The organism is Micromonospora sp. NBRC 110009, from assembly GCF_030518795.1.
Taxonomy (GTDB): domain Bacteria; phylum Actinomycetota; class Actinomycetes; order Mycobacteriales; family Micromonosporaceae; genus Micromonospora.
Map to the genome: position 1 here is coordinate 1,649,902 of NZ_CP130427.1, position 26,062 is coordinate 1,675,963.

The following is a 26,062-nucleotide window of genomic DNA, read 5'->3' on the forward strand; positions in this document are numbered from 1 at the left end:
CGCGCCATCGATTCGCTCACACCGCCCCCGGCCAGCGGCGGTCGCCGATGACCACCGACGTAGCATTGCGGGCATGTCAGCACCCGTCAGCACCGTCTCCGACGCGATCCAGGCCGCGCTGGCCACCGTCAACGATCCGGAGATCCGTCGGCCGATCACCGAGCTCGGCATGGTCCGTTCCGCCGAGGTCGGCGACGACGGCGTGGTCCGCGTGGAGCTGCTGCTCACCGTGGCCGGCTGCCCGCTGCGGGACAAGCTGCGTACCGACATCACCGCCGCCGTCGGCGCGGTGCCCGGGGTGACCGGCGTCGAGATCGAGTTCGGCGTGATGAGCCCCGAGCAGCGGCAGGAGCTGCAGGCCAAGCTGCGCGGCGGCGGCGCGACCGCCGAGCCGGTCATCCCGTTCGCCCAGCCCGGCTCCCGCACCCGGGTCTACGCGGTGGCCAGCGGCAAGGGCGGCGTCGGCAAGTCCAGCGTCACGGTCAACCTGGCCGCCGCGCTGGCCGCCCGTGGTCTCTCGGTCGGCGTGGTCGACGCGGACATCTACGGCCACTCGGTGCCCCGGATGCTCGGCGCCGAGGGCGCCCCGACCCGGGTCGAGGACATGATCATGCCGCCGCAGTCGCACGGCGTGAAGGTCATCTCGATCGGCATGTTCACCCCGGGCAACGCGGCCGTCGTCTGGCGCGGCCCGATGCTGCACCGGGCGCTGCAGCAGTTCCTCGCCGACGTCTACTGGGGTGACCTGGACGTTCTCCTGCTCGACCTGCCGCCGGGCACGGGCGACATCGCCATCTCCGTGGCCCAACTGCTGCCGAACTCGGAGATCCTGGTCGTCACCACCCCGCAGACCGCCGCCGCCGAGGTGGCCGAGCGGGCCGGCGCGATCGCCCTGCAGACCCACCAGCGCGTGGTCGGCGTCATCGAGAACATGTCCTGGCTGGAGCTGCCGGACGGCTCCCGGATGGAGGTGTTCGGCGCCGGCGGCGGCGAGGCGGTCGCCGAGTCGCTGAGCCGGACCATCGGCGCGCAGGTGCCGGTGCTGGGGCAGATCCCGATGGACACCCGGGTGCGCGAGGGCGGCGACGCCGGCACCCCGATCGTGCTGGCCCAGCCGGAAGCCCCGGCCGCGAAGGCGCTGGTCCAGGTCGCCGACCGGCTCGCCGTGCGCCGCGAGTCCCTGCTCGGCAAGCCGCTGGGCCTCAAGCCCGCCGGCCGCTGACCTCAACCCTCCCCCACCGACCCTCTCCGGCCCCCGGCCGAGGAGGGTCGGTCTCGTTGATCATGAAGTGGGCGGCGAGCGGCCTGGCGTGTCGCGCCGCCAGTTTCATGATCAACGGCGGCGGGCGGGCCGGGGATCAGGTGGCGTCGTCGTAGCTGGGGCGGGGGGCCGGGGCCGGGATGGAGCCGCCGGTGGCGGTGGCCGGGCGGGTGCCGTTGGTGCGCACGTCGGCCGCCTTGGCCACGTCCTTCAGCTCGTCGTGCACGCCGGTGACTTCGGAGCGCAGGTTGTCGTACATGCCCTGCAGCGGCTTCCGGATGGCCTGCTCGTCCTCCTCGCTGAGCAGGTGCTTCCGGATGAAGGCCTTCGGGTGCAGGTCCTCCAGCTGGATGTCGGTGCCCAGCTCGCGGCTCAGGTCGCCGGTGGCGTTCCGGGCCATGCTCCGCAGGTTGCGGACCATCCGTAGCCCATCGTTGATCACGGCGGGCAGCCGGTCACCGAAGATCAGCAGCGCCAGCAGCAGCAGGGCGCCGATCTCCCACCAGTTCAGGTTCTCGAACACTCCGGCCTCCTCGTCGTGTCAGGGCAAGACTACGCACGTGAGGCGGCCGACCGGGAGGGGGTGACCCGTGCTCACTTCGCGTCTGCGGCGAGCGTCACGGAGGCGTTCTGCCGGCTCGACCCGCGCCGGTACTCCACCGCCACCACCGAACCCGGGGCGTACTTGCGCACCAGGGCCACCAGGTCGGTCGGGTCGGTCAGCGGGTGCCCGTCCAGCCGGAGCACCACGTCCCCCGTACGCAGCCCGGCGGCCGCCGCCGGCCCGGCCGGCTCGACGGCGTTGAGGCGGACGCCCCCGCCGGTCACGCCGGTGCCGCCCACCTGGGCGCCGATCACCGTACGCCGGGCCCTGCCGGTGCCGATGATGTCCTCGGTGACCCGCTTCGCCTGGTTGATCGGGATGGCGAAGGCGAGCCCGATGTTGCCCGCCTCCTGGCCGTCGGCGACCAGCGACTTGATCGTCGAGTTCACCCCGACCACCCGGCCGGCGGAGTCGACCAGCGGGCCGCCGGAGTTGCCGTGGTTGACCGCCGCATCGGTCTGGATCGCCGCGTAGTAGCGCGTCGGGCCGCCCGGCTCACCGGCCTGCATGGTGCGGTCCAGGGCGCTCACGATGCCGGCCGTGACGGTGTTCGCCAGGGAGAGCGGCGAGCCGATGGCGAGCACCGGGTCGCCCACGGCGAGCGCGTCGGAGTCGCCGAACTCCACCGGCTTCAGCCCGGTGCGCGCCACCTTGATCACCGCGATGTCCGACTCCGGGTCCTGCCCCACCACGGTGCCCGGCGCGGTGCTGCCGTCGTTGAAGATCACGGTGGCCTTGCCGGGGCCGCCGGAGACCACGTGGTCGTTCGTGACGATGTGCCCGTCGGCGCTGACCACGAAGCCGGAACCCTCGCTGGTGCCGCCGAGGCTGGCCACCCGGACGGTCACCACGCTGGGCAGTACCTTCTCGGCGACGCCGGCCAGCGACTCCGGCTTGCGCTGGGCGAGCGCCGGGGCCTGACCGGACTGCGCGCCCAGGGTGGGGACCGCGCCTCCGCCGCGCACCAGGGCGTACGTCAGGGCGCTGCCGAGCGAGCCGGCGAGCAGGGCGGTGATCAGCGAGATCAGCACCACCTGCCGGAATCCCGGCCGGTGCGGCGCGTCCGGGTCGGTGACCGGCTCCGGTTCGCCCCCGGCGTCGGCCGGGACTGCGGGCACCACCACCGCCGCGGGAGCGTACGGGTCGCGCCACGGGTCGGCCAGCGCGTCGGACCACCAGGGCGAGCTGCCGCCCCCGGCGCCCTGCGGCGGGCTTCCGGGCACCGGCCGTCCCGCCGGTGCCGGGGTCCCGCCGGGCTGGCGCCAGTCCCAGCCGTCGGTCACGTCGGTGCCTCCCAGTCCGTCCCGCATGTCCCGCGCCGGGGCCGGCGGAGCCGGCCGGCCGTGGCACACGGGACACGTCCAGGATTGCACGGATGCCCGGACCCGGTCAGGGGTTGCCCACCGTGATCGTCTCGGGGAGGCCACCGGCGGCTGCGCGCTTCGGATCACGCCTCTAGGCTCATACCGCCAACCCGCCCCTCGCACCACTCCCGCCGCCCGGAGGTGTCCCATCGCCACGGTCGCCAGTTCCGGCACCTCGACGGCCCAGGCGCTCCAGTTCGCCGAGTCGTACGTCACCGAGGACCTCGTCCTGCGGACCGCCCGCAGCCTCGCCCTGGAGGTGGGCGTGGACGCCGTCACGCCGGGGGCCGGGGCGGCCCTGCGGCTGCTCGCCGCCGCCGGCAACGCCCGGGCGGTGGTGGAGATCGGCACCGGCACCGGGGTCAGCGGCGTGTGGCTGCTGCGCGGGATGCGCCCGGACGGAGTGCTCACCACCATCGACGTGGAGGTGGAGCACCAGCGGATCGCCCGGCGGATCTTCCTGGAGGCGGGCTTCCCGGCGGGGCGTACCCGGATCATCACGGGCCGGGCCCTCGACGTGCTGCCGCGGCTCGCGGACGGCGCCTACGACCTGGTCTTCGTCGACGCCGAGACGGCCGGCTTCACCGCCTGCGTGGACGCCGCGCTGCGGCTACTGCGGCCGGGCGGGGTGCTCGCCCTCAACGGCGCCCTGGCTGGCGGCCGGATCGGCGACCCGGCCGCCCGGGACGTGGAGACGGTCACGGTGCGGGAGACGATCAAGGCGATCCGGGAGTCGGAGCACTGGACCCCCGCGCTGCTGCCGGTCGGGCACGGCCTGCTCGCCGCGGTGAAGGGCTGACCCCCCGCGCCGCGTCCGCGGGGCCGACCGCGTGCGTCAGCCCAGCGTCGCCAGCCAGCGCAGCAGCCCGCGTACGCCCCAGCCGGTGGCGCCCTTGGCCAGCTCGGCATCCGCGTCGTCGGACCAGGAGGGGGCGGACATGTCCAGGTGCACCCAGTGGTCCCGCAGGTCGCCGGTGAACTCGCGGAGGAACAGCGCGGCCACCACCGAACCGGCGCCCCGGGCCGGGGAGCTGTGCAGGTCGGCGAGCTCGCTGCCCAGGTATTCCACGTAGTCGGTGGCGAGCGGCATCCGCCAGGCCCGCTCGCCGGCTGCGTCGATGGCCGCCAGCAGGTCGGCGGCGAGCTGGTCGTTCTCGCTGTAGAGAGCGGCGTGCCGCTTGCCGAGTGCCACCGCGTTCGCACCGGTCAGGGTGGCCAGGTCGACCAGCAGGTCGGGCTTGAGCTCGCGCACCGCGTACGCCATGGCGTCGGCGAGCACCAGCCGACCCTCGGCGTCGGAGTTGGTGGACTCGCTGGTCAGGCCGCCGTAGTGGCGGACGATGTCGCCGGGGCGGAAGGCCGAGCCGCTGACCATGTTCTCGGCGAGCGGCGCGAGCGTGGTGACCCGGACGGGCAGCCGCAGCGCGGCGGCGCCCAGGGTCGCGGCCACCACAGCGGCGGCCCCGGCCATGTCCTTGCGCATCAGCTTCATGGCCGGCACCGGCTTGATGGAGATGCCGCCGGTGTCGAAGGTGATCCCCTTGCCGACCAGCACCACGTGGGTACGCGCGTCCGCCGGCCGCCAGTCCAGCTCGACCAGGCGGGGGCCGCTGGCGGAGCCACCGCCGACGGCCAGGATGCCGCCGAAGCCCTCGGCGGCCAGCTCCTCGGGACCGCGTACCCGCAGGTGCAGGTCGGGGTGGCCGGTCGCCGCGGCCGCGACCTGCCCGGCGAACCACTCCGGGTTCTTGACCGAGGAGGGGGTGTTGGTGAGGTCGCGGGCCAGCCGGGTCAGCTCGGCGGTGGTCCGCGCCGTCTCCAGGATCGGGGTGAGGGCGTCGGGGTCGGGGACCACCACGTCCACCTCGGCCAGTGCCGGCGCCCCGCCGGCCTCGGTCAGCCGGAACCGGTACGACCCGAGCAGCAGCCCTTCGACCAGGCCGCGCAGCGCCGCCGCGGCGTCGGCCGGGAGCGCCACCGTGATGTGCGTCTCATCCTTGGCGGCGCGGGCCAGCGCCGCGCCCGCGCTTCGCCAGCCCTGCTCGTCGCCGGCACCGACGCCGAGCAGCACCAGCCGGGACGGCGTGCCGCCGGGGCGCAGGTGCTCCCGGACCTCGCCCGCGTCGCCGGTCAGCCGGGCGACCGGGAGCAGCGCGGTCGCCTCGGCCCGGACGTCGTCGGCGGGTGGCGAGGCGGTCGGGACCAGGGCGGCCGAAGGGTCCGGCCCTTCGGGACGAACGGGCAGGACGAGGGTGTCGGGCCGCTCCGGCCCGGTCACCAGACGGATGGCCAGCACGCTGGACCGCACCTCCGAGAACTATTCACAAAGCACGACAATTCGCCGACGCCGGGCGCGATGAAGTCCCTGAGCCACCGGCAGCGAGCCGGTGGCTCAGGGACAGATGAACCGTACGCACGACCTGCGCCGCGCGGACCGCTCCTCGATCAGCCGGCGGCCGCCTTCAGCGCGTCACCCAGCGCGGTGGCCTCGTCGGGAGTCATCTCGACGACGAGCCGGCCACCACCCTCCAGCGGGACCCGCATGACGATGCCCCGGCCCTCCTTGGTGACTTCCAGCGGACCGTCGCCCGTCCGCGGCTTCATCGCCGCCATGTTGTCTCCCCTCAGACCTACACCAGGGTCGGTGGGTTGCCCCACAGCCACTTCGCCATGACCCCCCGCAACCGCCGCGGGGGCCTCGACCAACGATTTTCCCTGATGAACACCGCCGGACCCAAACCGAAGCAGCATTGATGTAACAGCATCTAGCTTATCTTGGATAGGCCTGTCACAATGTGCGGTCATGCAGGCACGGTCGGCACTCTTCGACCTGTACGGCGACCACCTCCGCGCCAGGGGTGGGCGCGCACCGGTCGCCGCCCTGGTCAAGCTGTTGGCACCGCTCGGGATCGCCCCTCCGGCGGTACGCACCGCCGTCTCCCGGATGGTCCGCCAGGGCTGGCTCGAACCCCTCCGGCTGGTCTCCGGACCGGGCTATTCGATCACACCAAAGGCGGCCCGACGACTCGACGAGGCAGCCACCCGGATCTACCGGACCGGCCGGCACAGCTGGGACGGCCGCTTCGATCTGCTGGTGCTGGAGGCCCCCGCCTCCCGCCGGGAACGGCAGCGGCTCGCCGCCAACCTGACCTTCCTCGGCTACGGCACACTCGACGACTGCACCTTGGTCGCCACCCGGCCGGGCGAGGACGTGGACGTCCTGCTCGCCGAGGCGGGCGTCCGCTACGAGCGGTTCACCGCCGCGCACGCCGCCGGCACCCCCGGTGCCATGGGCGTGGTCCGCCGCGCCTGGGACCTGGCCGAGATCGGCCGGGCGTACGAGCGGTTCGTCGCCGAGCAGAAGCCGCTCCTCTCCGGCGTCACGGTGCGCAGCAGCGACGAGGACGCGTACGCGGCCCGGTTCCGGCTCGTGCACGCGTGGCGTACGTTCCTCTTCCGGGACCCGCAGCTGCCCCCGGCGCTGCTCCCCGAGCGCTGGCCGGGCACCAGCGCGGCCAGTTTCTTCGACCGGCACGCGGCCCGGCTCCGGCCGGCCGCCGACCGGTACGTCGAGCAGTGCCTCGACGCCAGCAACCGCCTCGCCCGACAGAAGGGTCGTTAGAAACGTGACCGAGCCGCTGCTCGTCGACCGCACCGACGCCGTCGTCACCCTGACGCTGAACCGCCCGACGGCGATGAACTCGCTCGACGTGGCGCTCAAGGAGGCGCTCCGGGACACCCTCGCCGAGCTGGAGACCGACCGCTCGTGCCGGGCGGTCGTGCTGGCCGGCGCGGGCGGCGCGTTCAGCGCCGGGCAGGACCTGCGGGAGCACGTGCAGACCCTCGAGTCCGCCGACACCGACCCGCTCGGCACCGTGCGGGCCCACTACAACCCGATCGCCGCCCGGCTGGCCAACCTGCCCAAGCCGGTGGTCGCCGCGGTCCGGGGCATGGCCGCCGGGGCCGGCGCCTCGCTGGCGTTCCTCGCCGACTTCCGGATCGGCGGCCCGAAGACGAAGTTCCTGATGGCCTTCGCCGGGGTCGGGCTCGCTGCCGACACCGGCGCCTCCTGGACGCTGCCCCGGCTGGTCGGCCACGCCAAGGCCGTCGAGCTGCTGATGCTCGCCGAGCCGGTGGGTGCCGAGGAGGCCTGCCGGCTGGGCCTGCTGACCCGGCTGGTGGCGGACGACGAGCAGGTGCTGCCGGCCGCGCAGGAGCTGGCCGCCCGGCTGGCCGCCGGCCCGACCGTCGCCTACGGGGCGATCAAGCGGCAGCTCTCCATCGCCGACGCCGGCACCCTGGCCGACGCCCTCGCGGCCGAGGCGCAGGCGCAGTCGATCTGCGGCGCCACCGCCGACCACAAGGCCGCCACCATGGCCTTCGTCAACAAGCAGAAGCCCACCTTCGAGGGCCGCTGACCCGCCCATCCGGCTCGGCGGCGGCTCGCCCACGCCCTCAGCGGGCGACGTAGCCGCCGTCGACCGGGATGGTGTGCCCGGTGATCCAGGCCGCGTCGTCGGAGGCGAGGAAGGCCACCACTCCGGCCACGTCGTCCGGGGTGGGGATGCCCGGCTTCGGGTTGAACGACTCCATCTGCCGGCGCATCAGCGCCGGGTCCGGCGCACTGTCGATGAAGTGCTCCACCAGCGGGGTCAGCACCACGGTCGGGGCGACCGCGTTGACCCGGATGCCACGCGCCGCGTACTCGATCGCCGCGGAACGGGTCAGGCCGACGATGCCGGCCTTGGTGAAGGTGTACGGGGAGATGTTCTCCTGGGCGGCCAGCGCGGTGGTCGACGACGTGTTGACCACCGCGCCCCCGCCCCCGCGCAGCAACGCCTGGATGCCGAAGCGCAGGACGAAGAAGACGCCGTCGCCGTTGACCCGCCGGACCTTCTCCCAGTTCTCCACGTCCATCTCGTGCAGCGGCTGCTGCCGGCCGTCGATCCCGGCGTTGTTGAAGATGACGTCGACCCGGTCGTAGCGCCGCACGGCGTCGGCGAAGGCCTGCTCGACGGCGGCGGCGTCGCCGGTGTCCAGCGTCACCGCGTACCCGTCGGGCAGGCCGGCGGCCACCCCCTCGGCGCCCTCGGCGTCGATGTCGGCCACCACCACCCGGGCGCCCTCGGCCGCGAACCGTCGGGCCGCCGCCGCACCGAGCCCGGACGCCCCACCGGTGATGAACGCGACCTTGTCCTGGAACCGCATCCGACCCCCTCGCGGGGCCGGCCGACACCGGCCCTCCCCGGCACGTTAACCGGGGCCGCGTGGGTCAGTCGTCCTCTTCCGGATCCTGGTTGGCCTCCGCCCCGAGCACGAACGCCTGCATGGCCAGCTCGTCCCCGGCGGGCGAGACGAAGGCGGGCAGCTCCCGCGGGCCCAGCTCCTGCACGTACGCCCAGAACAGCCGGACCGCCTCGGCCGGCGACGCCGCCTCGATCGGCAGGTCGAGGCTGACCAGCCAGGACCGGCGGGCCGGCGGCGGGCCGATCCGGTCGGCCAGCTCCCGCCAGACGGCCGGGTCGAGACCGGTCACCGGCCCGTCCAGGGTCAGGCCGCCGACCGGGACCGGCTCGTCGAGCACCCGCCGGGTGTACGTCACCACGAGCGCCCCCGGACCGGCCTCGGACTGCGGGTCGTCCGGGTCTTCCCGGGTCTCGGCGGTGGCGAGGGCGACCCGGCCGAGGGCCACCAGCCGCACCGGCTCGTCGACCAGCACCGCGACCGGGTCACCGGGCCGGGGCCGGGCCGCGCCGTCCAGCCCGGTCAGCTCGAGCGTGTCGTGGTGGACCAGCCGCTCGGCCTCGTAGCGCTCGGCGGGCAGCAGCACCGCCCAGGCGCCGGTGCGCGGCTCGGTGTCGGTCATGCCCCAATCCCATCACGCCGGGCTGGTGGCGGTCCCGGCACGTCGGCCGGATGCCGCCCGCGTCACGCCCCGGCCGGGCCCCGGGTCGCGTGGCAGCCGGCGAGGTGGTCGTCCACCATGCCGGTGGCCTGCATAAGCGCATACGCCGTGGTCGGGCCGACGAAGCGGAAACCGCGCTTCTTGAGGGTCTTGGCCAGCCCGGTGGACTCCGGGGTGAGCGCCGGCACCTCCGCGAACGACCGGGGCCGGGCCGCCCGGGGCGCCGGCGCGTACGACCAGAGCAGCGCGGAGAGGCCGTCGGGCAGCTCCAGGGCGGCCCGGGCGTTGGCGATGGCGGCCTCGACCTTGGCCCGGTTGCGGACGATCCCGGCGTCGGCCAGCAGCCGGGCGATGTCGGCCTCGCCGTAGCCGGCGACCTTCTCGATCCGGAACTCGTCGAAGGCGAGTCGGAACGCGGGCCGCTTGCGCAGGATCGTCAGCCAGGAGAGGCCCGACTGGAACGCCTCCAGGGTCAGCCGCTCGTAGAGCGCGTCGTCGCCGCGCAACGGCCGGCCCCACTCCTCGTCGTGGTAGACGGCGTAGTCCGGGGTGCTCGCCCCCCAGGCGCAGCGGGCCAGCCCGTCGGCGCCGGTCACCAGGTCAGTCACGCCGTACACGGTAGGCCAGCCCACCGACAGCGGACCATGCTCAGGGCAGCCGGCCCTGCTCCACCAGCCGGGCGAACTTCCGCAGCGCCTGGGTCAGGCCGAACTTCGAGCCGGGCCAGAGCACCGGCCAGGCCACCCGGCCGGCCGGCCCAACGGGCAGGTGGAACCACTCGTGCCAGACCACCTGGGTCCGATCCCGGTCCAGCGGGGTGCAGCGCAGGACGCCGGGGCCGCGCAGCAGCTTGCCGCAGTGCACCACGCCGACCTCGTACGGCGCGTCCACCCGGACCACCCGCATCTCGTCCCGCACCACGGCCGGGCCGAGCGTGGTGACCGCCTCGACCAGGCTCCCCTCGCCGCCGTTCCCCTCGACCATCCGGACGGTGGTGAACGGAATCCAGTCGGACTGCCGCTCCCAGTCGGTCAGCGCCGCGAAGACCCGCTCGGCCGGCGCGTTGACGATCACCGTCGCGGTGACCTCGCCGGCACCGGGTTGGGCCGCCTCGGCGAGGCCGTCCGCGCCCTCCGGCCCGGTCACGCCGACTCCGAGCGGACCACCGGGCCGCGTTCCCGGTCGCCGCCGGCCCGGCCGGCGGCGCCGTTGGCGTGGCCCGTCGTGGGATCGGCGGGCGGCCGGAGGGCGGCGTCGCTCGCCGGCTGGTCCACCGGCGCCGCGACCGGGGCCACCGGGGCGGCCGGGGTCGGAGCCTCGGGGCTCGGCAGCGGCGCCACGTCCTCGACGGCCGCGGCGGCGGGTGCCTCCGCCACGCCGGCCTCGGCGGTGAGCGCGTTGGCCGGCGTCCCGGTGGACGGCGCGTCGGCGGTCCCGGTGTCGGCGGTCGACCCGTCGGTGCCCGGGTTGACCCGGTCGGTCGCGGTGTCGGCGGCCGGCGCGGTCCCGGCGGCCTCCTCGCGGGCGCGGCGCAGCGCGTCGGCCTCCTCCGTGCGGCCCTCGCGGAGCGCGGCGATCTCGGCCTCGAGCACGCCGATCAGCTCCGACTTGTAGCCGATGTCGTACGCGGCCCGGCGCATCGCCTGGTCGACCTGGGCCATCCGGTAGCCGCGCAGCCCGGTGTCGAAGCGCACCTCGGCGATGTCCGACTCGCGCAGCGGGCGGCTGCCCGGCAGGGGCACGGCTCGCCCGTCCGGCTCGGTCGGCACCAGGCCCGGATCCCGCCCGGAGACCAGCACCGTCACCCCGAACACCACCGCCGCCACGGTCAGCGCGACGACCAAGAGGAGCAGAACCTCACCCATGGGGAGATCGTGGCATGCGGGACGGCGCGGGGCGAGCCCTCCACCCGCTCCGGCCATGATTCGGAGCCGGGCGTACCGCCCGGGCCGGTTGCGGCGCGACCGGATAGCGTCGGGGGCGGCCGGCGCAGGACCGGAGATCAGGAGGCGGGCATGGCCGGGGCGCTGCGGCTCGGTGGGCGGACCTTCTCCCCCGGTGAGCTGGTGGTGATGGCGATCGTCAACCGCACGCCGGACTCGTTCTTCGACCGGGGCGCCACCTTCGCCCAGGACAGCGCATTGCGCGCGGTGGAGCGGGCGGTGGCCGAGGGCGCGGAGATCATCGACATCGGCGGCGTGAAGGCCGGCCCGGGCGACGAGGTCGACGTGGCCGAGGAGATCCGCCGGACGGTGGACACCATCGCCGCGGTCCGGGCCGCCTTCCCGGACGTGATCATCTCGATCGACACCTGGCGGGCCGAGGTGGCGGTGGAGGCGGTGGCGGCCGGCGCCGACCTGCTCAACGACACCTGGTCGGGGGCGGACCCGGCGCTGGCCCGGGTCGCCGCGGAGACCGGCGCCGGGCTGGTCTGCTCGCACGCGGGCGGGCTCACCCCGCGTACCCGGCCGCACCGGGCCGCGTTCGACGACGTGGTCGCCGACGTGGTGGCGACGGTGACCGGGCTCGCCGAGCGCGCGGTCGCCGTCGGCGTACGCCCGGACGGGATCCTGATCGACCCGGCGCACGACTTCGGCAAGAACACCCGCCACTCGCTGGAGATCACCCGGCGGCTGGGTGAACTCACCGACACCGGGTGGCCACTGCTGGTCGCCCTGTCGAACAAGGACTTCATCGGCGAGACGCTGGACCTGCCGGTGCCGGAGCGGCTCGAGGGCACCCTCGCCGCCACCGCCGTGTCGGCCTGGCTGGGCGCCCGGGTGTTCCGCGCCCACCAGGTACGCGAGACCCGCCGGGTGCTCGACATGGTCGCCTCGATCCGGGGTGACCGGCCGCCGACGCTGACCCGGCGCGGCCTGGCCTGAGCCGGGGTCAGGTCCAGCGGAGGATGTTCTTGCGCCAGGCGTAGAGGATGCCGAGCGCCACCACGGCGACGAAGACCGCCATCTCCACCACGGTGGTCACGCCGAACCCGGGCCGGTCGAAGACCAGCGCCCAGGGGAAGAGGAACACGGCCTCGACCGCGAAGAGCACGTAGAGGTACGCGTACACGTAGTACCGGATCTGCATCTGCGCCCAGTCGCCGCCGACCGGGTCGAGGCCGCACTCGTAGCTGGCCCGCTTGCCCCAGGGATCGGCCGGACGGTCAGGACGTAACACCCGATTGGCCGAGAACGCAGTAACGAAGAAGAGGACGGCGGCGAGCAGCAGGAGACCGAGCGTGGCGTACGAGCCGAGGTAACCGGTCACGAGCGGGAGCCTACCGTCCCGGCCGCCGGCGCGGCCGGCACACGTTACGGATTTGTTTCCTTCTGGAACTAGTGCCGGACGGCAACCATTACCGAATAATGAAATTTCACTGAGCGTCACGGAGGACAGATGGCCCGCCCCCGCGTACGCCCCGCCGAGCGGGTCGCGCACCGACGTATCCCCGCGCTGCTCGGGCCCGCGTTGGCCGCCGGCCTCGTGGCGGCGGTCGCGGTGGCGCCCGGGTGGGCGACGGCCTCGCCGACAGTGACCGGCGTGGTCCGCGCGGCGACCGACCCGGCGGCCGAGCCGGGCACCGATCCGACCCCCACGGTGGACCCGACCGCGACCGACCCGGCGCCCACCACCGCGCCGCCGACCGAGAGCGCGCCGCCGGAGACCACGCCACCGCCCCCGCCGACCACCGACCCGGCCCCGACCACCACCGAGCCGGCGCCGCCGGTCCCCACCGCCGCGCCGACCACCACCGCGCCCGCTCAGCCGCCCGTCGCCCCGCGCCCGCCGGTCCCCGGCCGGCCCGGCGGTGGCCCGCTCGGGGTGCACGTCACCACCGGGGACGTCGCCCTCACCTCCGCCTACTGGAACGCGCACAGCACGGTGACCACGATGCGGGTGACCGTGACCAACACCGGCGGCACGGCGGAGCGGATCGGCCTCCGTTACACGCTGCCGGCCGGGCTCACCGACGCGGGGACCCCGGGCTGCGCGTCCGCCGGCGGGGGCAGCTACCGCTGCGGCGAGTGGCGTGCCGCCCCGGGCGCCCGGTTCAGCAGTAGGATCCGGATCCGGGTCGCCGGCACGGCCTGGCGGTCCATGCCGCTGAGCGGCTCGGTCCGGGTGACCGCCACCGCGCCGGGGGGCGCCGGCCCGGCCACCGACGATGAGGGCTTCGCGGTCCTCTTCCCGCCCGGCCCGCCGGTCCCCGGCATCTCGCTCCGCGCCGACGAGGTGGCCTTCGACATCAGCGGCGCCCCGACCGCCCTCTCCGTACGCCTCGGCAACACCGGCCGGGTGGACGCCGCCGGGCGGGTCGAGGTGGTGCTCCCCGGCGGGGTGACCGCCACCGAGGCGCCCGCCGGCTGCACCCCCGTGGCCCCCGACCGCACCCGCTGTGAGCTGGGCACCCTCCCGGCCGGACGCACCGCCACCCTGCGGCTGCCGGTGACCGCCACGGCCGAGGCCCAGCGCCGGGCCCCGCTCGCCGGCGCCGTGGTCGGGCGGCTCGACCCGCGCAGCGGCCGGGAGCGGCAGGTGCAGATGAGCTTCCGGATCAACGCCGCCGCCGCGCTGACCACCCCGCCGGTCGGCACGCCGACCCCTACCGGCTCCCAGGGCGTCCTGGCCGCCGCCGAAAGGCAAACCGGCGGGCTCGGCCTCAGCTCCGTGCAGCAGACGGCGACCATCCTGATCGCGGTCTCCGCGCTGGTGGTGCTCCTTGCCCTCGCCCTGGCGACCACGTCGCTGCGCCGCCGGATGAACGGTCCGACCGGGCAGGACTGACCGTGCGGCCGGCGGCCGGCGGCCGGCGGCCGGTGATCTGAATTACGGGTCGCGGTACTAAACCCGGCGAAGCCGGGCATACACCTGCCCGATCAGGTCCCATACGTCGGACCTCCACCAAGGTTGCCCTAAGGGCCCGACGTAGGCTCTGACGTGAGAAATGGAGCAGGCCGGGCCAGGAGACGGACGGCCGGCGGCAGCAGCGCGTCAAGGAGGGCACGTGGCCGGGCAGACCGGGGTCACCAACATGTTCAGCCGCCCCTGCGACGGCGCTGAGCGAAGCGAGGTGCGGGCGTGACCAAGCAGATCCGTCAACTGGACCGGGTGGTGATCCGGTTCGCCGGGGACTCCGGCGACGGGATGCAGCTCACCGGTGACCGGTTCACGTCGGAGACGGCCCAGCTGGGCAATGACATTTCGACGTTGCCGAACTTCCCGGCGGAGATCCGCGCGCCGGCAGGCACCCTGCCGGGGGTGTCGAGCTTCCAGGTGCACTTCGCCGACTACGACATCCTGACCCCGGGGGACGCGCCGAACGTGCTGGTGGCGATGAACCCGGCCGCGCTCAAGGCGAACCTGACGGACCTGCCCCGCGGTGCGGACATCATCGTGAACACCGACGAGTTCACGAAGCGGAACCTGGCCAAGGTCGGCTACCAGGTCAGCCCGCTCGACGACGACTCCCTCGACGGCTACGTCGTGCACCCGGTCGCCCTGACGTCGATGACGATCGGCGCGCTGACGGAGCTCGAGGTGTCGAAGAAGGACGCGGAGCGGGCGAAGAACATGTTCGCCCTCGGCCTGCTGTCCTGGATGTATTCGCGGCCGTACGAGTCGACGTTGCGGTTCCTGGAGCGCAAGTTCGCCGCCCGCCCCGAACTGGTCGCGGCGAACGTGGCCGCGTTCCGCGCGGGCTGGAACTTCGGGGAGACGACCGAGGACTTCTCGGTGCGCTACGAGGTGAAGCCGGCGAAGATGCTGGCGGGCACCTACCGCAACATCACCGGCAACGCCGCGCTGTCGCTGGGCCTGGTGGCTGCGGGGGTCCGGTCGGGCCTGCCGGTGTTCCTCGGGGCGTATCCGATCACCCCGGCGTCGGACATCCTGCACGAGCTGTCCAAGCACAAGCGCTTCGGCGTGGTCACCATGCAGGCCGAGGACGAGATCGCCGCGATCGGCGCCGCCCTGGGTGCCTCCTACGGCGGCTCCCTCGGGGTCACCACCACCAGCGGCCCCGGCGTCGCCTTGAAGGGGGAGACGATCTCCCTGGCCGTGGCCCTCGAACTGCCGCTGGTGATCGTCGACGTGCAGCGGGCCGGCCCGTCCACCGGTATGCCGACCAAGACCGAGCAGGCGGACCTCAACATGGCGCTGTACGGCCGCCACGGTGAGGCCCCCGTCGCGGTGATCGCCCCCAAGAGCCCCGCCGACTGCTTCTACGCGGCATTGGAGGCGGCGCGGATCGCGTTGACGTATCGCACGCCGGTGATCCTGCTGTCGGACAACTACGTGGCCAACGGCTCCGAGCCGTGGCTGCTGCCGGACGTGGAGTCGCTGCCGGACCTGCGGGTGGCGTTCACCACCGCCCCGAACGGGGAGGACGGCACCACCTTCCTGCCCTACCTGCGCGACCCGCAGACGTTGGCCCGGCCGTGGGCGATCCCGGGCACGCCCGGGCTGGAGCACCGCATCGGCGGCCTGGAGAAGGCCGACAAGACCGGCGACATCTCCTACGACCCGGCCAACCACGACTTCATGGTCCGCACCCGCGCCGCCCGCATCGAAACCATCCCGGTGCCCGACGTCGAGGTGGAGGACCCCGACGGCGACGCCCGGGTCCTGGTGCTCGGCTGGGGGTCGACGTACGGGCCGATCGGGGCGGCCTGCCGGGGCCTGCGCCAGCGTGGCCTGAAGATCGCCCAGGCGCACCTGCGGCACCTCGCGCCGATGCCGGCCAACCTCGGCACGGTGCTCAGCGCCTACGACAAGGTCGTGATCCCGGAGATGAACCTCGGCCAACTCGCCCACGTGGTCCGGGCGAGGTACCTGGTCGACGCGATCGGCTACAACCAGGTCCGCGGCCTGCCGTTCACCGCCGCGGAACTGGAGACGATGCTGGAAGAGGTCGTGAAGAATGTCTGAGCCCATCGCCCTCAAGCTCACCGCCAAGGACTTCAAGTCCGACCAGGAAGTGCGCTGGTGCCCCGGCTGCGGCGACTACGCGATCCTCGCCGCCGTGCAGGGCTTCATGCCGGAACTCGGCATCCCGCGGGAGAACATCGTCTTCATCTCCGGCATCGGCTGCTCGTCCCGGTTCCCGTACTACATGAACACCTACGGGATGCACTCGATCCACGGTCGCGCGCCGGCGATCGCCACCGGCCTGTCGGTGACCCGCCCGGACCTGTCGGTGTGGGTGGTCACCGGCGACGGCGACGCCCTGTCCATCGGCGGCAACCACCTCATCCACGCGCTGCGCCGCAACGTCAACCTCAAGATCCTGCTGTTCAACAACCGGATCTACGGCCTCACCAAGGGCCAGTACTCCCCGACGTCGGAGACCGGCAAGATCACCAAGTCGACCCCGGTCGGCTCGGCGGACGCCCCGTTCAACCCGCTGTCGCTGGCGCTCGGCGCGGAGGCCACCTTCGTCGCCCGGACCATCGACTCCGACCGCAAGCACCTGCAGTCGGTGCTCCGCGCGGCCGCTCAGCACGAGGGGTCGGCGTTCGTGGAGATCTACCAGAACTGCAACATCTTCAACGACGGCGCCTTCGACCAGCTGAAGGAACCGGCCACCCGCGACGACTTCCTCATCCGGCTGGAGCACGGGCAGCCGATCACCTTCGGCAAGGACGGGCAGTTCTGCGTCGTCCACCCGCCCGGCGGGTTCGGCCTGGAGGTCCGCGACACGGCGGCCACCCCGGCCGAGGAGATCGTGGTGCACGACGCCACGGTCACCGACCCCGCGTACGCCTTCGCCCTGTCCCGGCTCCCCGGGCTCGACCTGCGCAACACCCCCATCGGGGTGTTCCGCTCGGTGGCCCGGCCGTCCTACGACGCGGTGGTGCAGGAGCAGGTGACCACTGCCCGGTCGAAGGTCACCGAGACCCAGGAGCAGCAGCTCGCCGGCCTGCTCGCCAGCGGCGACACCTGGACGATCAGCTGACCGTCGCCGCGCCACTCGGGCGGAAAGGGTGGTCACTCCGTGCGGAGTGACCACCCTTTCCGTTCGTCGGGCGGGGCTCAGCGCGCGGCGGCGGCCGGCACCCAGAGTTCGTCGATCTCCCGCTGGGCCGTGGCGAGGCTCGCCTCGTGCAGGGGGATCAGCTCAGCCATGGCCGGGTTCACCGGGGCCAGCGTCAGCTCGGCGGCGATGAAGCGCGGCTCCAGACCGGTCATCGAGAGGCCGTGCGGAAGCCAGGGCTCGGCGTGGTCCCAGCCCTCCCGCGGCGTGCCGGGGCCGTAGCCGCCGCCCCGGCTGGCCAGCACGATGAACTCCCGGCCGCCCAGCAGCCCCGCGCCGGTGCTCGGGTCGTACGCGATGCCCGGGGCGATGAGGTGGTCGACCCAGGTCTTCACGCTGCTCGGCGCGCCGTAGTTGTAGAGCGGGAGGCCCAGCACGATCGTGTCGGCCCGCTTCACCTCGTCCACCAGCTGCTCGGTCAGCTGCCAGGACGCACGCTGCGCCGGCGTGTGCTGCTCCGGCGGCACCATGCGCGCCAGGCCGCCCGCCTCGTCGAGGTGCGGCAGCGGCTCCCGGCCGAGGTCGCGGTAGGTGACCGTGCCGCCCGGGTGGGCGGTCCGCCACGCCGCGGCGGCACGAGCGGTGAGCTGCCGGCTGACCGAGTGCTCGCCCCGGATGCTCGAGTCGATGTACAACAGGTGTGGCATTTGGCTACCCCTTCACAGATGGTTTGTGTAGCGCCAATCATTTATAGCAGGCCGATGTTCCGCAGCCCGGGTAAACTGGGTCACATGCCAGCCGTGCCGGTCGAGGAGTCGGAGCGTCGCTCCGGGGCGCTGCTCGACTACCTGGCCCGGCGGATGCGGCTGCGGTCGGAATCGGTGCTCGCACCGCTCGGCCTGCGGCCCCGGCACCTGGTCGCGCTCACCGTGCTGCGCAGCGCGGGCGACATCAGCCAGCAGGCCCTGGCCGGCACGCTGCAGATCGACAGCACGAACGTCGTGGGGCTGCTCAACGACCTGGAGGCGGCGGGCCTGGTCGAGCGGCGGCGCTCACCCGAGGACCGCCGCCGCCACGTCGTGAGCCTCACCGGGACCGGTGCGAAACGCCTCAAGGAGGCGGAATGCGCCCTCGCCGCCGTCGAGGACGAGGTGCTCGGCGCGCTGGACCCGGCCGAGCGCGAAACGCTCTACGAGCTGCTCCGGCGGGCGACCAGCGGGGCGTCGGTGTCCTGCGCCGACGCGCCGGCGGCCTGCGCCGAGGCGATCACCGGCGACCGGGATCCGGACGCCGCCTGTTGAGCTGCCCGCCCCGGCGCCACGCCGGGCCGAGCGCTCCGGTGCCGGCGACCGGCCCGCGGCGGATCAGGACGGTCAGATGACCGGTGTCGACTGGGAGCGGTCGTCGCGGACGTGCACCAGCATGTCGCCGGTCTCGATGACCGCGCCCGCCCGGTCGTTCAACGTGACCACCTTGCCCCGGCGGACCAGCGCGATGACCAGCGAGTCCAGCTCGCGGGGCGAGCGGCCCACCTCGCTGCGCTCGGCGGAACGCATGGCCAGCGCCATGCCCTGCCCGGGGGTGAGCAGGTCCTCCACCACGTCGATCAGCGGTGGGGCGGAGGTGGAGAGGCCGAGCAGCCGGCCGGCGGTCGCCGAGGAGACGATGACGTGATGCGCCCCGCTCTGCTTGAGCAGCGGCGCGTTCTCCGCTTCGCGCACGGCCGCGATGATCCGGACCTGACCGGCGGTGAGCTGGCGGACGGTCAGCGCCACCAGCACCGAGGCGTCGTCGCTGTCGGTCGCGATGATCACCGCCTTGGCGGTGCGGACGTGCGCCTCCTCCAGCACGGACGAGCGGGTGGCGGAACCCTCGATCGCGACCAGCCCGGCCGAGGTGGCCTGCCGCAGCAAGGCGCCGTTCCGCTCCACCACCACGATCCGGGACTTGTCCGTACCGTTCTCCAGCAACGCGGAGACGGCGCTGCGACCCTTGGTGCCGTAGCCGCAGATGATGACGTGGTCCTTCACGGTCCTCCTCCAGCGCGACAGGCGACGGCCGGTCCGGTACTGCTCGGTCAGGACTTCCAGGGTGGTGCCGACCAGGATGATCAGGAAGAGCACCCGGGCGGGGGTGACGAACAGGACGTTGACCAGGCGGGCCGACGGGGCGGCCGGGGTGATGTCGCCGTACCCGGTGGTGGAGAGCGAGACCACCGCGTAGTAGAAGCAGTCGAGGAGGCTGAGCCCGTCCTCGTTGACGTCGCGGTAGCCGTCCCGGTCGAGCCAGACCACGGTCACCACGGCGAACACCAGGGCCAGGGCGGCGAGCAGGCGCAGACTCAGCGCGCTCAGCGGCCCCCGCCGTTGCGCGGGAAAATGGATCACCGTCGGTCCTGCTCCGCCGCCGTCGCCTGCACGTCCACAAGATAGCGGGTACGCGGTGTTCCGGCCTCCCGGGTGGGCCGCCCGGCCGGCCGGGCCGATGCCGGCCGCGGGTACGGGGCATGATGGGAGCGTCCCGGGACGACGACCGCGAGGAGGCCCGCATGTCGTTGCTGCGACGGGTGATCGGCGGGGTGCTGCGCCGGGTACGGCTGCGGCAGGGCCGCACGCTGCGGGAGGTCGCCCAGGCGGCCGGGGTCTCGCTGCCCTACCTGTCGGAGGTGGAGCGCGGCCGCAAGGAGGCCTCCTCCGAGGTGCTGGCGGCGATCTGCCGGGCCCTCGGCCTCCACCTCTCCGACCTGCTGGAAGAGGCCCGCGACGAGTTGCGCCGGGTGGAGCGGCGGACGCCGGTGACCTCGGGGTCGGGCCTGGTCCGGCTGGAGCGGGCCCCGGTCCACCGGGGCGACGGCGTGCGCCTGCAGGTCGGGCCGCGCCGCGGCCGCCCACTGCCGCACGCGGTCGGCCGGCCGGCCGGACCGGGGGCGCGCCTGGGCACGCCGCTGCTCGGCACGCGGGGCACGCTCCGGACGGACCTCGGGCTGCCGGTGGGCGGCCCCGCCGCCGGATACGCCACGCCCACGATGCTCGGCACCGGCTCCCGGATCTGGCTGTTCCCCACCCCGCCACCCGCGCGCCGACGCCCGCGTACCGCCCGGGCGGTGATCCGGCGGCGGACCGCCCGGGTCTGACCGGACAGCGCCCGGCGGGCCGCCCCGGCAGGGGACGTCCCGGGCTGGCATCCGTCGATGGACGTGTTTGATCTCCCGCGCCGGTGTCCCGGCAGCTACGGTGTGTGCCATGACCGGCGTAACGCCCCTCGTCGACGCCCTGATCGGACTGGGTCTCACCCAGTACGCGGCGCGCGCCTACCTCGCCCTGGTGACGCGCGACCGGTACACCGCCGCCGAACTCGCCCGCGCCTCGGGCGTGCCCCGGCAGCGCATCTACGACGTGCTCAACTCGCTGAGCGAGCGGGGGCTGGTCCGGGTCCGCCCCGGCCCGGTGGTGCGCTACGCGGCCGTCGACCCGGAGGCCGCGGTGAACCGGATGATGACGGTCCACCGCACCGCGTACGAGCAACGCGAGCGGACCGGCGCCGAACTCGTCGACCAGCTCGCTCCCCTGTGGACCCGCGGCCGGTCCGAGGACGACCCGCTCGACTACGTCGAGGTCATCCGGGACCGGGACCTGCTCGCCGAACGCTTCGCCGAACTCCAGTCCAGCGCCCGGCACCAACTGCTCACCCTCGCCAAGCTGCCGTACCTGGTGGTGGAGAACCCGACCGGCCTGGAGGCGGCGCGCCGGCTGTCCCGGGCCGGCGGCGACGTCCGCTGCGTCTACGAGCACGCCATGCTGGACAACCACGACATGGTCGACGACGTGCGGGGTTTCCTCGACGCGGGCGAACGGGCCCGGTTGGTCGCCGAGGTGCCGATGCGGCTGTGCATCGCCGACGGCGCCCGGGTGCTCATGTCGATGCGGGACCCGCGGGCGGACGAGGCGTCCAGCACGTCCCTGCTGATCGAGCACCCGGCGCTCGCCCAGCTGCTGATCCAGGCGTACGAGACGATCTGGTCGGGCGGCGAGGACTTCGCGTCCGCGGTGGCCCGGGCCGGGGTGCCGACCGGCTGAGTCCGGCCGGTTCTGCCCACGGCGGATCTGCCGCCGGCAGAATCCCTGGGCTCCCGCCCACCGCTCGCCGGAGGCTGGAGACCACCGGTTCCCGGGCGGTCCGTCGCCCGCCGGCGGCACGGAGGGTGGTCAGGTCATGGGGTACGGCATCTGGATGCTGGACGAGGGGCAGCCGTCCCTCGGCGACCGGGTCTTCGAGCGGCTGCTCAAGGAGCGGATCATCTTCCTCGGCAACGAGGTCACCGACGCCTCGGCCAACCAGATCTGCGCGCAGATCCTGCTGCTGGCCGCCGAGGACCCGGAGCAGGACATCTTCCTCTACATCAACTCGCCGGGCGGCTCGGTCAGCGCCGGGATGGCCGTCTACGACACCATGCGGTACGTCAAGAACGACGTGGCGACCCTGGCCCTGGGGCTGGCCGGTTCGATGGGGCAGTTCCTGCTCTGCGCGGGCACCGCCGGGAAGCGCTTCGCGCTGCCGCATTCGCGGATCATGATGCACCAGCCGTCGGGCGGGATGGGCGGCACGGCCGCCGACATCACCATCCAGGCGGAGAACATGCTGCACGTGAAACGGACCATGCAGGAGCTGATCGCCCGACACAGCGGGCGCACGCTGGAGGAGATCCAGCGCGACTGGGACCGGGACCGCTGGTTCACCGCCGAGCAGGCCCGCGAGTACGGCCTGATCGACCAGGTGGTCGCCAGCGCGGAGCAGCTGCCCGGCTGAGGGCGGGACGGCCGGAGACGGGGGCGGCCGGCGGGGTGACCCCGCCGGCCGCCGGGTCGTCGCTCCTGATCAGGGGTAGCTGACCACGGGGCTGGTGCCGTATGAGCCGACGACCGGGGTGCCGGCCTCGTTGACGGTGCGTTCGATGCCGCCGCTGCCGTCGAGGAAGACGGTGATCGCGTCGTGGAACCGCACGCCGGCCCGGCGCGGCGCCTCGATGGCCCGGTCGCACCGGATGTCCACGCCCTGGTTGAAGTACGAGTAGACGCCCAACCCCCACGCCTCGTGCTCGCGTACGTGGTCGGCGACCTTGTACGACGCCCAGCCGTTGCCGGTCGGGCTGCGCCAGGCCGCCTGGCTCGGCGGGTCGTAGGGCAGCTCGCTCTGGTAGAAGACGGTCCGGCCGCGCTCGCCGTTCCAGACCGTCTGCCAGCGCTGGTAGTGCTCGACGAAGAGCCCGTAGGCGGTCACGTCGTCGCCGTTGACCACCACGCCTGTGTCGGCGGTGTTGACGGTCCAGCCGATGGTGCCCGGCTTGCCGTGGTCGCCGCGCCAGGCCCAGATGTTGTCGATCAGGGTGTGCCGGCTGTTCACCACCAGGCTGGTCCCCGCCCGACCGGCCAGCGGTCCGCCGATGCGGAAGAAGACGTCCTGGAGCGAGATGGGGTTGGTGGCGTGCGAGCAGTGGCTGTGGCGCTTGCCGACCTCGACCAGCACCTCGGACTCCACCGGCCCGGCGTCGACCAGCACCCCGGCGATGCGGACGCCGTCGACGTCCTCGATCCGCAGGGCCGCGTCACCGGTGGTCGGGGCGAGGCTCGGCATGCCGAGGCCGAGCACGACGGTGTCCGGGTGCTTGACCCGGAGCGCCCGGTTCAGGTGGTAGACGCCCGGGGTGAGCAGCAGGTGCCGTCCGCGGGAGAGTTCCTGGTTGATCCGCTCGGCGGAGTCGGTGGGCTTGGCGATGAAGAAGTCGGCCAGTGGCAGCGAGGGCACCGGTCGGGCGCCCGCGCCCCAGGTGGTGCCGGCGGTGTCGCGGCGCAGCGCGGGCACGGCCACCCGCCAGGCGCCCGCGGCGTCGACGTACAGGTACGGCTTCTCCCGGGTCACCGGGCTGGTCGGCAGGGTGGTGTAGGGCGGGTTCGGGAAGCCCTGTGCGGGGGCGCCGACCACGCCGGAGAAGACCTGGTTCCAGACCCCGTTGGTCCAGTCGCCGCCGAGCTCGCTGTCCCGGGTCAGCCACTGCTGCTGGGAGCCGTTGATGGTGATGCCGTCCACCTTGGAGTCGGCGATGTAACCGCCGCTGGAGTAGCCGCCGTTGCCCGGCTCCAGCCAGAGGATGCCCTTGATGTGCACCCGCCGCATCGGGGACGCCTGGGAGACCGCCCACTGGTTCGACCAGTCGGTCGGGCTGACGGCGAGGTTCTCCACCGAGCGCCAGAAGTTGGTCAGCGCGGAGATCCCCGCCGGCGAGCCCGGGTCGGGTTGGCCGATCACCCGGACCGCGCCGTGGATCTCCACGTCGTCGGGGTGCTCGCCGACGCCCGCCACGGTCGTGTAGTAGCCGAGCCGGGCGTTCACCTCGTACCGGCCGGGCTTGAAGAGCACGGCGTACCGGTCGGCGCCCATCTCGTTGTGCTCCTGGGCGGCGAAGATCTGGTCCAGGGTGGACTGGATCTCCGCGGTCGGGGTGGCCGGGTCGTAGACGAGGACGTTCGGGCCGAAGTCGGGCTCGGTGGCGGCGTCGGGGCGCGCCGGGGACGCGGCGGCGGCCGGCAGCGCCGGAAGGCCGAGGGCGGTGAGCGACGCCGCCGAGGCGGCGGTGACGGTGAGGAAGCGGCGGCGGGAGGGGTCGAGTTGTCTCATCTGCCTGCCTGTTCGGTGGGGGTACGGAGGAGCAGGAGCCGGAGAGCGCTCTCTGCGCCGTTCCTACCCCAAACCGACCCCGCACGCCAGATGGCAGCGGTTCCGGAATTGTCAGTGGGCGTCGTAGCGGGCCCGGGCGGCCTCCACCTCGGCGAGGTGGTTGGTGGCCCACGCCTCCAAGCCGGCGACCAGGTCGAGCAGGGTGCGACCGAGGTCGGTGAGCGCGTAGTCGACCCGGGGCGGCACGCTCGGGTGCACGGTGCGCGTGACGATGCCGTCCCGCTCCAGGCCGCGCAGGGTCTGGGTGAGCATCTTCTGGCTGATCCCGTCGACCCGGTCGGCCAGTTCGCCGTAGCGCTTGTCCCCGTTGGCGAGGGTGAGCACGATCAGCACGCTCCAGCGGTCGCCGATCCGGTCCAGGACCTTCCGGCTGCCGCAGTTCCGGTTGAACGGGTCCGCCTGCACAGCTTTACTCTCTTTCAGTGCGTATCGAACTTGAAGGTGCCTACTCTCCAACGGGAAGTAGCATGCGGTTGTTCCCGTTGCCGTGGGATGACAGTTCATGTCGCAACCACAGGGAGCCTTCATGTCCATCGTCGTCACCGGCGCCACCGGCCCGCTCGGCCGCCTGATCATCTCCTCGCTGCTCGACCGGGGCGTACCGGCCGGCCAGATCGTGGCGCTCGGCCGCAACATTGACCGCCTCGCCGAACTCGCCGGGCGCGGAGTGGTCACCCAGCGGGCCGACTACGACGACCCCGCGTCGCTCCAGGCGGCCTTCGCGGGCGCCGACAAGCTGATGTTCGTCTCCGGCAGCGAGGTCGGCAAGCGCGTGGTGCAGCACGGCAACGTGGTCACCGCCGCCAAGGAGGCCGGCATCGGGCTGATCGTCTACACCAGCATCGCCAACGCGGAGACCTCCAGCCTGGTGCTCGCCGCCGAGCACAAGGCGACCGAGCAGCTGATCCGCGACTCCGGGGTGCCGCACGTGTTCCTGCGCAACAGCTGGTACCTGGAGAACTACACCGCCCAGCTGCCCACGTACCGCCAGCATGGGGTGGCGGGGGCGGCGGGTGACGGGCGGGTCAGCGCCGCCACCCGCGCCGACTACGCCGAGGCCGCGGCGGCGGTGCTCACCGCCGAGGGTCCGGCCGGCACGGTGTACGAGCTGGGCGGCGCGCCGTTCACCATGACCGAACTGGCCGCCGAAATCTCCCGCCAGACCGGCGCCGAGGTCTCCTACGTCGACCTGCCGGTGGACAAGTACACGGAGCTGCTGGTCGCGGCCGGCCTGCCCGAGGGCTACGCGGCCGTGCTCGCCGACGGCGACCGCGGCCTCGCCCAGGGCGAGCTGGAGGTCGGCGACGACCTGGCCAAGCTGCTCGGCCGCACGCCGACCACGCTCGCCGAGGCGATCCGCGCGGCGCTCTGACTCCTCCATCGCCGCCCCGGCCGAGCCGGGGCGGCGACGGACCGGCTCAGGCCGGCTCGGCGCGCAGCTGCACCAGCTCGTCGACCAGGGTCTCCACGTAGTCGGCCGTCTCCTCCCAGCAGGTGACGGCCATGCAGCGGATGCCCATCGCCTTGACCGGGTAGTCGTTGCCGCCCGCGTCGAGCCGGTCGCCGACGAAGAGCACGTTGTCGGTCTTCAGGTCCAGGCACTCCAGCAGCTTGCGCATGCCGTACGCCTTGTCCACGCCCTTGCGGGTGACGTCGATCGAGGTCGAGCCGCCGCCGCGGACCTCCAGGTCGGGCAGCTTCTCGGCGACCGCGTCCCGGAGCCGCTTCTTCTTGCTGCCGTCCGGGTCCCAGCCGTACTTCTCGGCTGGCGGGGCCGACTGGCCCAGCGCGGAGAAGGTGATCTGGCTGCCCCGGTCCTCGATGATGTCGCCCCAGGTCTTCGGCTCCCAGAGACCCAGCGCCTTGGCCGACTCGGTGAGCGCCTCGATCACGCGCGCCTTGTCCGCCTCGCTCAGGTCCTCGGCGTACACCAGCCGCCACTCGCCGTCCTGCCAGCGGTAGTAGCGGGTGCCGCAGGTCGGCATCAGGTGCAGCCGGCCGCGCTGCTCCTCGGTCAGGTCCAGGTGGGCCAGCACCTGCGCCTCGAACTGCTCGAAGCGGCCACCGGAGATGATCAGCACGTCCACCTCGGTGAGCAGGTGGGCGAGGAGTTCCGCCATCCGACGATCGATCCGGGACTTGGAGACAGCCAGGGTGTCGTCCAGGTCGAACGCCACCACTCGAAGATCGTTCATCAGGTACCACCATGTCGTCGCGGGCA

General features: G+C 73.4%; 28 protein-coding genes. 13 read left to right on the forward strand and 15 right to left on the reverse strand.

The features are described from left to right. Positions 1–73 precede the first annotated feature (73 nt). The gene (locus Q2K19_RS07860; RefSeq protein WP_302768918.1) at positions 74–1,222 is read left to right on the forward strand and encodes an Mrp/NBP35 family ATP-binding protein; all 1,149 of its coding nucleotides are present in this window, start codon (positions 74–76) and stop codon (positions 1,220–1,222) included. Positions 1,223–1,358: 136 nt separating this feature from the next. On the opposite strand, the gene Q2K19_RS07865 is transcribed toward Q2K19_RS07860, so the two are convergent. Continuing rightward, positions 1,359–1,784: a Sec-independent protein translocase family protein gene (locus tag Q2K19_RS07865; protein WP_302768921.1), complete on the reverse strand. Its 426-nt coding sequence runs from the start codon at positions 1,782–1,784 to the stop codon at positions 1,359–1,361. A 71-nt stretch (positions 1,785–1,855) separates the two neighbouring features. After that, positions 1,856–3,163, reverse strand: coding sequence for a S1C family serine protease (locus tag Q2K19_RS07870; RefSeq protein ID WP_302772338.1), 1,308 nt, complete (start codon positions 3,161–3,163; stop codon positions 1,856–1,858). Positions 3,164–3,458: 295 nt separating this feature from the next. On the opposite strand from Q2K19_RS07870, the gene Q2K19_RS07875 reads away from it, so the two are divergent. Beyond that, entirely contained in the window at positions 3,459–4,028 is a 570-nt protein-coding gene (locus tag Q2K19_RS07875; RefSeq protein ID WP_302772339.1) for an O-methyltransferase, read from the forward strand. Positions 4,029–4,064: 36 nt separating this feature from the next. On the opposite strand, the gene Q2K19_RS07880 is transcribed toward Q2K19_RS07875, so the two are convergent. Together Q2K19_RS07880 and Q2K19_RS07885 are read right to left on the reverse strand one after the other, a co-directional pair. Continuing rightward, positions 4,065–5,525 carry a leucyl aminopeptidase family protein gene (locus Q2K19_RS07880; RefSeq protein ID WP_302768922.1) on the reverse strand — a complete coding sequence of 487 codons (1,461 nt, stop codon included), beginning with the start codon at positions 5,523–5,525 and terminating at the stop codon, positions 4,065–4,067. A 149-nt stretch (positions 5,526–5,674) separates the two neighbouring features. Continuing rightward, positions 5,675–5,842 carry a DUF3117 domain-containing protein gene (locus Q2K19_RS07885; RefSeq protein WP_013283866.1) on the reverse strand — a complete coding sequence of 56 codons (168 nt, stop codon included), beginning with the start codon at positions 5,840–5,842 and terminating at the stop codon, positions 5,675–5,677. 190 nt (positions 5,843–6,032) lie between these two features. Between Q2K19_RS07885 and Q2K19_RS07890 the strand changes: the two genes are divergently transcribed. Next, positions 6,033–6,851 carry a PaaX family transcriptional regulator gene (locus Q2K19_RS07890; protein ID WP_302768943.1) on the forward strand — a complete coding sequence of 273 codons (819 nt, stop codon included), beginning with the start codon at positions 6,033–6,035 and terminating at the stop codon, positions 6,849–6,851. A gap of 4 nt (positions 6,852–6,855) precedes the next feature. Next, positions 6,856–7,647 (forward strand): enoyl-CoA hydratase-related protein, encoded by a 792-nt coding sequence (locus tag Q2K19_RS07895; RefSeq protein ID WP_302768944.1) that lies wholly within the window; start codon positions 6,856–6,858, stop codon positions 7,645–7,647. 37 nt (positions 7,648–7,684) lie between these two features. On the opposite strand, the gene Q2K19_RS07900 is transcribed toward Q2K19_RS07895, so the two are convergent. The 5 genes from Q2K19_RS07900 to Q2K19_RS07920 form a co-directional block, all read right to left on the reverse strand. Further along, a complete protein-coding gene (locus Q2K19_RS07900) occupies positions 7,685–8,437 on the reverse strand; it encodes an SDR family NAD(P)-dependent oxidoreductase (protein WP_302768945.1) in 753 nt (250 codons plus the stop codon). 64 nt (positions 8,438–8,501) lie between these two features. Next, positions 8,502–9,095 carry a hypothetical protein gene (locus Q2K19_RS07905; protein ID WP_302768947.1) on the reverse strand — a complete coding sequence of 198 codons (594 nt, stop codon included), beginning with the start codon at positions 9,093–9,095 and terminating at the stop codon, positions 8,502–8,504. 62 nt (positions 9,096–9,157) lie between these two features. Continuing rightward, positions 9,158–9,742, reverse strand: a complete 585-nt coding sequence (locus tag Q2K19_RS07910) for a DNA-3-methyladenine glycosylase I (RefSeq protein ID WP_302768948.1) — start codon at positions 9,740–9,742, stop codon at positions 9,158–9,160. A gap of 40 nt (positions 9,743–9,782) precedes the next feature. After that, positions 9,783–10,280, reverse strand: coding sequence for an SRPBCC family protein (locus tag Q2K19_RS07915; protein ID WP_302768950.1), 498 nt, complete (start codon positions 10,278–10,280; stop codon positions 9,783–9,785). Continuing rightward, positions 10,277–10,999: a DivIVA domain-containing protein gene (locus Q2K19_RS07920; protein WP_302768953.1), complete on the reverse strand. Its 723-nt coding sequence runs from the start codon at positions 10,997–10,999 to the stop codon at positions 10,277–10,279. Before Q2K19_RS07920 ends, Q2K19_RS07915 begins: the two co-directional genes overlap by 4 nt. A 150-nt stretch (positions 11,000–11,149) precedes the next feature. On the opposite strand from Q2K19_RS07920, the gene folP reads away from it, so the two are divergent. Further along, complete coding sequence (gene folP / locus Q2K19_RS07925; protein WP_302768955.1) at positions 11,150–12,019, forward strand: dihydropteroate synthase; 870 nt, start codon at positions 11,150–11,152, stop codon at positions 12,017–12,019. Between the two features lie 7 nt (positions 12,020–12,026). Here folP and ndhC read toward each other — a convergent pair whose 3' ends face one another. Next, a complete protein-coding gene (gene ndhC, locus Q2K19_RS07930) occupies positions 12,027–12,404 on the reverse strand; it encodes an NADH-quinone oxidoreductase subunit A (protein ID WP_302768957.1) in 378 nt (125 codons plus the stop codon). Positions 12,405–12,533: 129 nt separating this feature from the next. On the opposite strand from ndhC, the gene Q2K19_RS07935 reads away from it, so the two are divergent. The 3 genes from Q2K19_RS07935 (at position 12,534) to Q2K19_RS07945 (ending at position 17,091) form a co-directional block, all read left to right on the forward strand. Then, positions 12,534–13,922, forward strand: a complete 1,389-nt coding sequence (locus tag Q2K19_RS07935) for a hypothetical protein (protein WP_302768959.1) — start codon at positions 12,534–12,536, stop codon at positions 13,920–13,922. A 294-nt stretch (positions 13,923–14,216) separates the two neighbouring features. After that, positions 14,217–16,064 carry a 2-oxoacid:acceptor oxidoreductase subunit alpha gene (locus tag Q2K19_RS07940; RefSeq protein ID WP_302768961.1) on the forward strand — a complete coding sequence of 616 codons (1,848 nt, stop codon included), beginning with the start codon at positions 14,217–14,219 and terminating at the stop codon, positions 16,062–16,064. Further along, a complete protein-coding gene (locus Q2K19_RS07945) occupies positions 16,057–17,091 on the forward strand; it encodes a 2-oxoacid:ferredoxin oxidoreductase subunit beta (RefSeq protein WP_302768962.1) in 1,035 nt (344 codons plus the stop codon). The genes Q2K19_RS07940 and Q2K19_RS07945 overlap by 8 nt, the downstream gene beginning before the upstream one ends. Positions 17,092–17,168: 77 nt before the next feature. Here the strand turns inward: Q2K19_RS07945 and Q2K19_RS07950 are convergent, their stop codons facing one another. Further along, on the reverse strand, positions 17,169–17,816 hold the full coding sequence (locus Q2K19_RS07950; protein WP_302768964.1) for an FMN-dependent NADH-azoreductase: 648 nt from the start codon (positions 17,814–17,816) through the stop codon (positions 17,169–17,171). A gap of 84 nt (positions 17,817–17,900) precedes the next feature. Between Q2K19_RS07950 and Q2K19_RS07955 the strand changes: the two genes are divergently transcribed. After that, positions 17,901–18,410 carry a MarR family winged helix-turn-helix transcriptional regulator gene (locus Q2K19_RS07955; RefSeq protein WP_302768967.1) on the forward strand — a complete coding sequence of 170 codons (510 nt, stop codon included), beginning with the start codon at positions 17,901–17,903 and terminating at the stop codon, positions 18,408–18,410. A gap of 72 nt (positions 18,411–18,482) precedes the next feature. Here the strand turns inward: Q2K19_RS07955 and Q2K19_RS07960 are convergent, their stop codons facing one another. Then, positions 18,483–19,496, reverse strand: a complete 1,014-nt coding sequence (locus Q2K19_RS07960) for a potassium channel family protein (RefSeq protein ID WP_302768969.1) — start codon at positions 19,494–19,496, stop codon at positions 18,483–18,485. Between the two features lie 161 nt (positions 19,497–19,657). Between Q2K19_RS07960 and Q2K19_RS07965 the strand changes: the two genes are divergently transcribed. The 3 genes from Q2K19_RS07965 to Q2K19_RS07975 all read left to right on the forward strand — a co-directional run bounded on the left by Q2K19_RS07965 (position 19,658) and on the right by Q2K19_RS07975 (position 21,915). Next, positions 19,658–20,242, forward strand: coding sequence for a helix-turn-helix domain-containing protein (locus tag Q2K19_RS07965; protein ID WP_302768971.1), 585 nt, complete (start codon positions 19,658–19,660; stop codon positions 20,240–20,242). Positions 20,243–20,351: 109 nt separating this feature from the next. Continuing rightward, a complete protein-coding gene (locus Q2K19_RS07970; RefSeq protein WP_302768973.1) occupies positions 20,352–21,185 on the forward strand; it encodes a TrmB family transcriptional regulator in 834 nt (277 codons plus the stop codon). Positions 21,186–21,321: 136 nt separating this feature from the next. Then, on the forward strand, positions 21,322–21,915 hold the full coding sequence (locus tag Q2K19_RS07975; protein WP_302768977.1) for an ATP-dependent Clp protease proteolytic subunit: 594 nt from the start codon (positions 21,322–21,324) through the stop codon (positions 21,913–21,915). Positions 21,916–21,984: 69 nt separating this feature from the next. Here the strand turns inward: Q2K19_RS07975 and Q2K19_RS07980 are convergent, their stop codons facing one another. After that, entirely contained in the window at positions 21,985–23,781 is a 1,797-nt protein-coding gene (locus Q2K19_RS07980) for an adenylyl cyclase (protein ID WP_302768979.1), read from the reverse strand. Positions 23,782–23,892: 111 nt separating this feature from the next. After that, on the reverse strand, positions 23,893–24,246 hold the full coding sequence (locus tag Q2K19_RS07985; protein WP_302768981.1) for a winged helix-turn-helix transcriptional regulator: 354 nt from the start codon (positions 24,244–24,246) through the stop codon (positions 23,893–23,895). 121 nt (positions 24,247–24,367) lie between these two features. On the opposite strand from Q2K19_RS07985, the gene Q2K19_RS07990 reads away from it, so the two are divergent. Then, positions 24,368–25,213, forward strand: coding sequence for an SDR family oxidoreductase (locus Q2K19_RS07990; protein ID WP_302768983.1), 846 nt, complete (start codon positions 24,368–24,370; stop codon positions 25,211–25,213). A gap of 46 nt (positions 25,214–25,259) precedes the next feature. Here Q2K19_RS07990 and Q2K19_RS07995 read toward each other — a convergent pair whose 3' ends face one another. Next, positions 25,260–26,036, reverse strand: coding sequence for an HAD-IIB family hydrolase (locus Q2K19_RS07995; protein WP_302768985.1), 777 nt, complete (start codon positions 26,034–26,036; stop codon positions 25,260–25,262). Positions 26,037–26,062 lie beyond the last annotated feature (26 nt).

Coding starts and splice junctions, on each gene's coding strand:
- Q2K19_RS07860 (WP_302768918.1), top strand. CDS start 74: ATGTCAGCACCCGTCAGCACCGTCTCCGACGCGATCCAGGCCGCGCTG.
- Q2K19_RS07885 (WP_013283866.1), bottom strand. CDS start 5,842: ATGGCGGCGATGAAGCCGCGGACGGGCGACGGTCCGCTGGAAGTCACC.
- Q2K19_RS07890 (WP_302768943.1), top strand. CDS start 6,033: ATGCAGGCACGGTCGGCACTCTTCGACCTGTACGGCGACCACCTCCGC.
- Q2K19_RS07900 (WP_302768945.1), bottom strand. CDS start 8,437: ATGCGGTTCCAGGACAAGGTCGCGTTCATCACCGGTGGGGCGTCCGGG.
- Q2K19_RS07905 (WP_302768947.1), bottom strand. CDS start 9,095: ATGACCGACACCGAGCCGCGCACCGGCGCCTGGGCGGTGCTGCTGCCC.
- Q2K19_RS07920 (WP_302768953.1), bottom strand. CDS start 10,999: ATGGGTGAGGTTCTGCTCCTCTTGGTCGTCGCGCTGACCGTGGCGGCG.
- folP (WP_302768955.1), top strand. CDS start 11,150: ATGGCCGGGGCGCTGCGGCTCGGTGGGCGGACCTTCTCCCCCGGTGAG.
- Q2K19_RS07935 (WP_302768959.1), top strand. CDS start 12,534: ATGGCCCGCCCCCGCGTACGCCCCGCCGAGCGGGTCGCGCACCGACGT.
- Q2K19_RS07945 (WP_302768962.1), top strand. CDS start 16,057: ATGTCTGAGCCCATCGCCCTCAAGCTCACCGCCAAGGACTTCAAGTCC.
- Q2K19_RS07950 (WP_302768964.1), bottom strand. CDS start 17,816: ATGCCACACCTGTTGTACATCGACTCGAGCATCCGGGGCGAGCACTCG.
- Q2K19_RS07955 (WP_302768967.1), top strand. CDS start 17,901: ATGCCAGCCGTGCCGGTCGAGGAGTCGGAGCGTCGCTCCGGGGCGCTG.
- Q2K19_RS07965 (WP_302768971.1), top strand. CDS start 19,658: ATGTCGTTGCTGCGACGGGTGATCGGCGGGGTGCTGCGCCGGGTACGG.
- Q2K19_RS07970 (WP_302768973.1), top strand. CDS start 20,352: ATGACCGGCGTAACGCCCCTCGTCGACGCCCTGATCGGACTGGGTCTC.
- Q2K19_RS07975 (WP_302768977.1), top strand. CDS start 21,322: ATGGGGTACGGCATCTGGATGCTGGACGAGGGGCAGCCGTCCCTCGGC.
- Q2K19_RS07980 (WP_302768979.1), bottom strand. CDS start 23,781: ATGAGACAACTCGACCCCTCCCGCCGCCGCTTCCTCACCGTCACCGCC.
- Q2K19_RS07990 (WP_302768983.1), top strand. CDS start 24,368: ATGTCCATCGTCGTCACCGGCGCCACCGGCCCGCTCGGCCGCCTGATC.
- Q2K19_RS07995 (WP_302768985.1), bottom strand. CDS start 26,036: ATGAACGATCTTCGAGTGGTGGCGTTCGACCTGGACGACACCCTGGCT.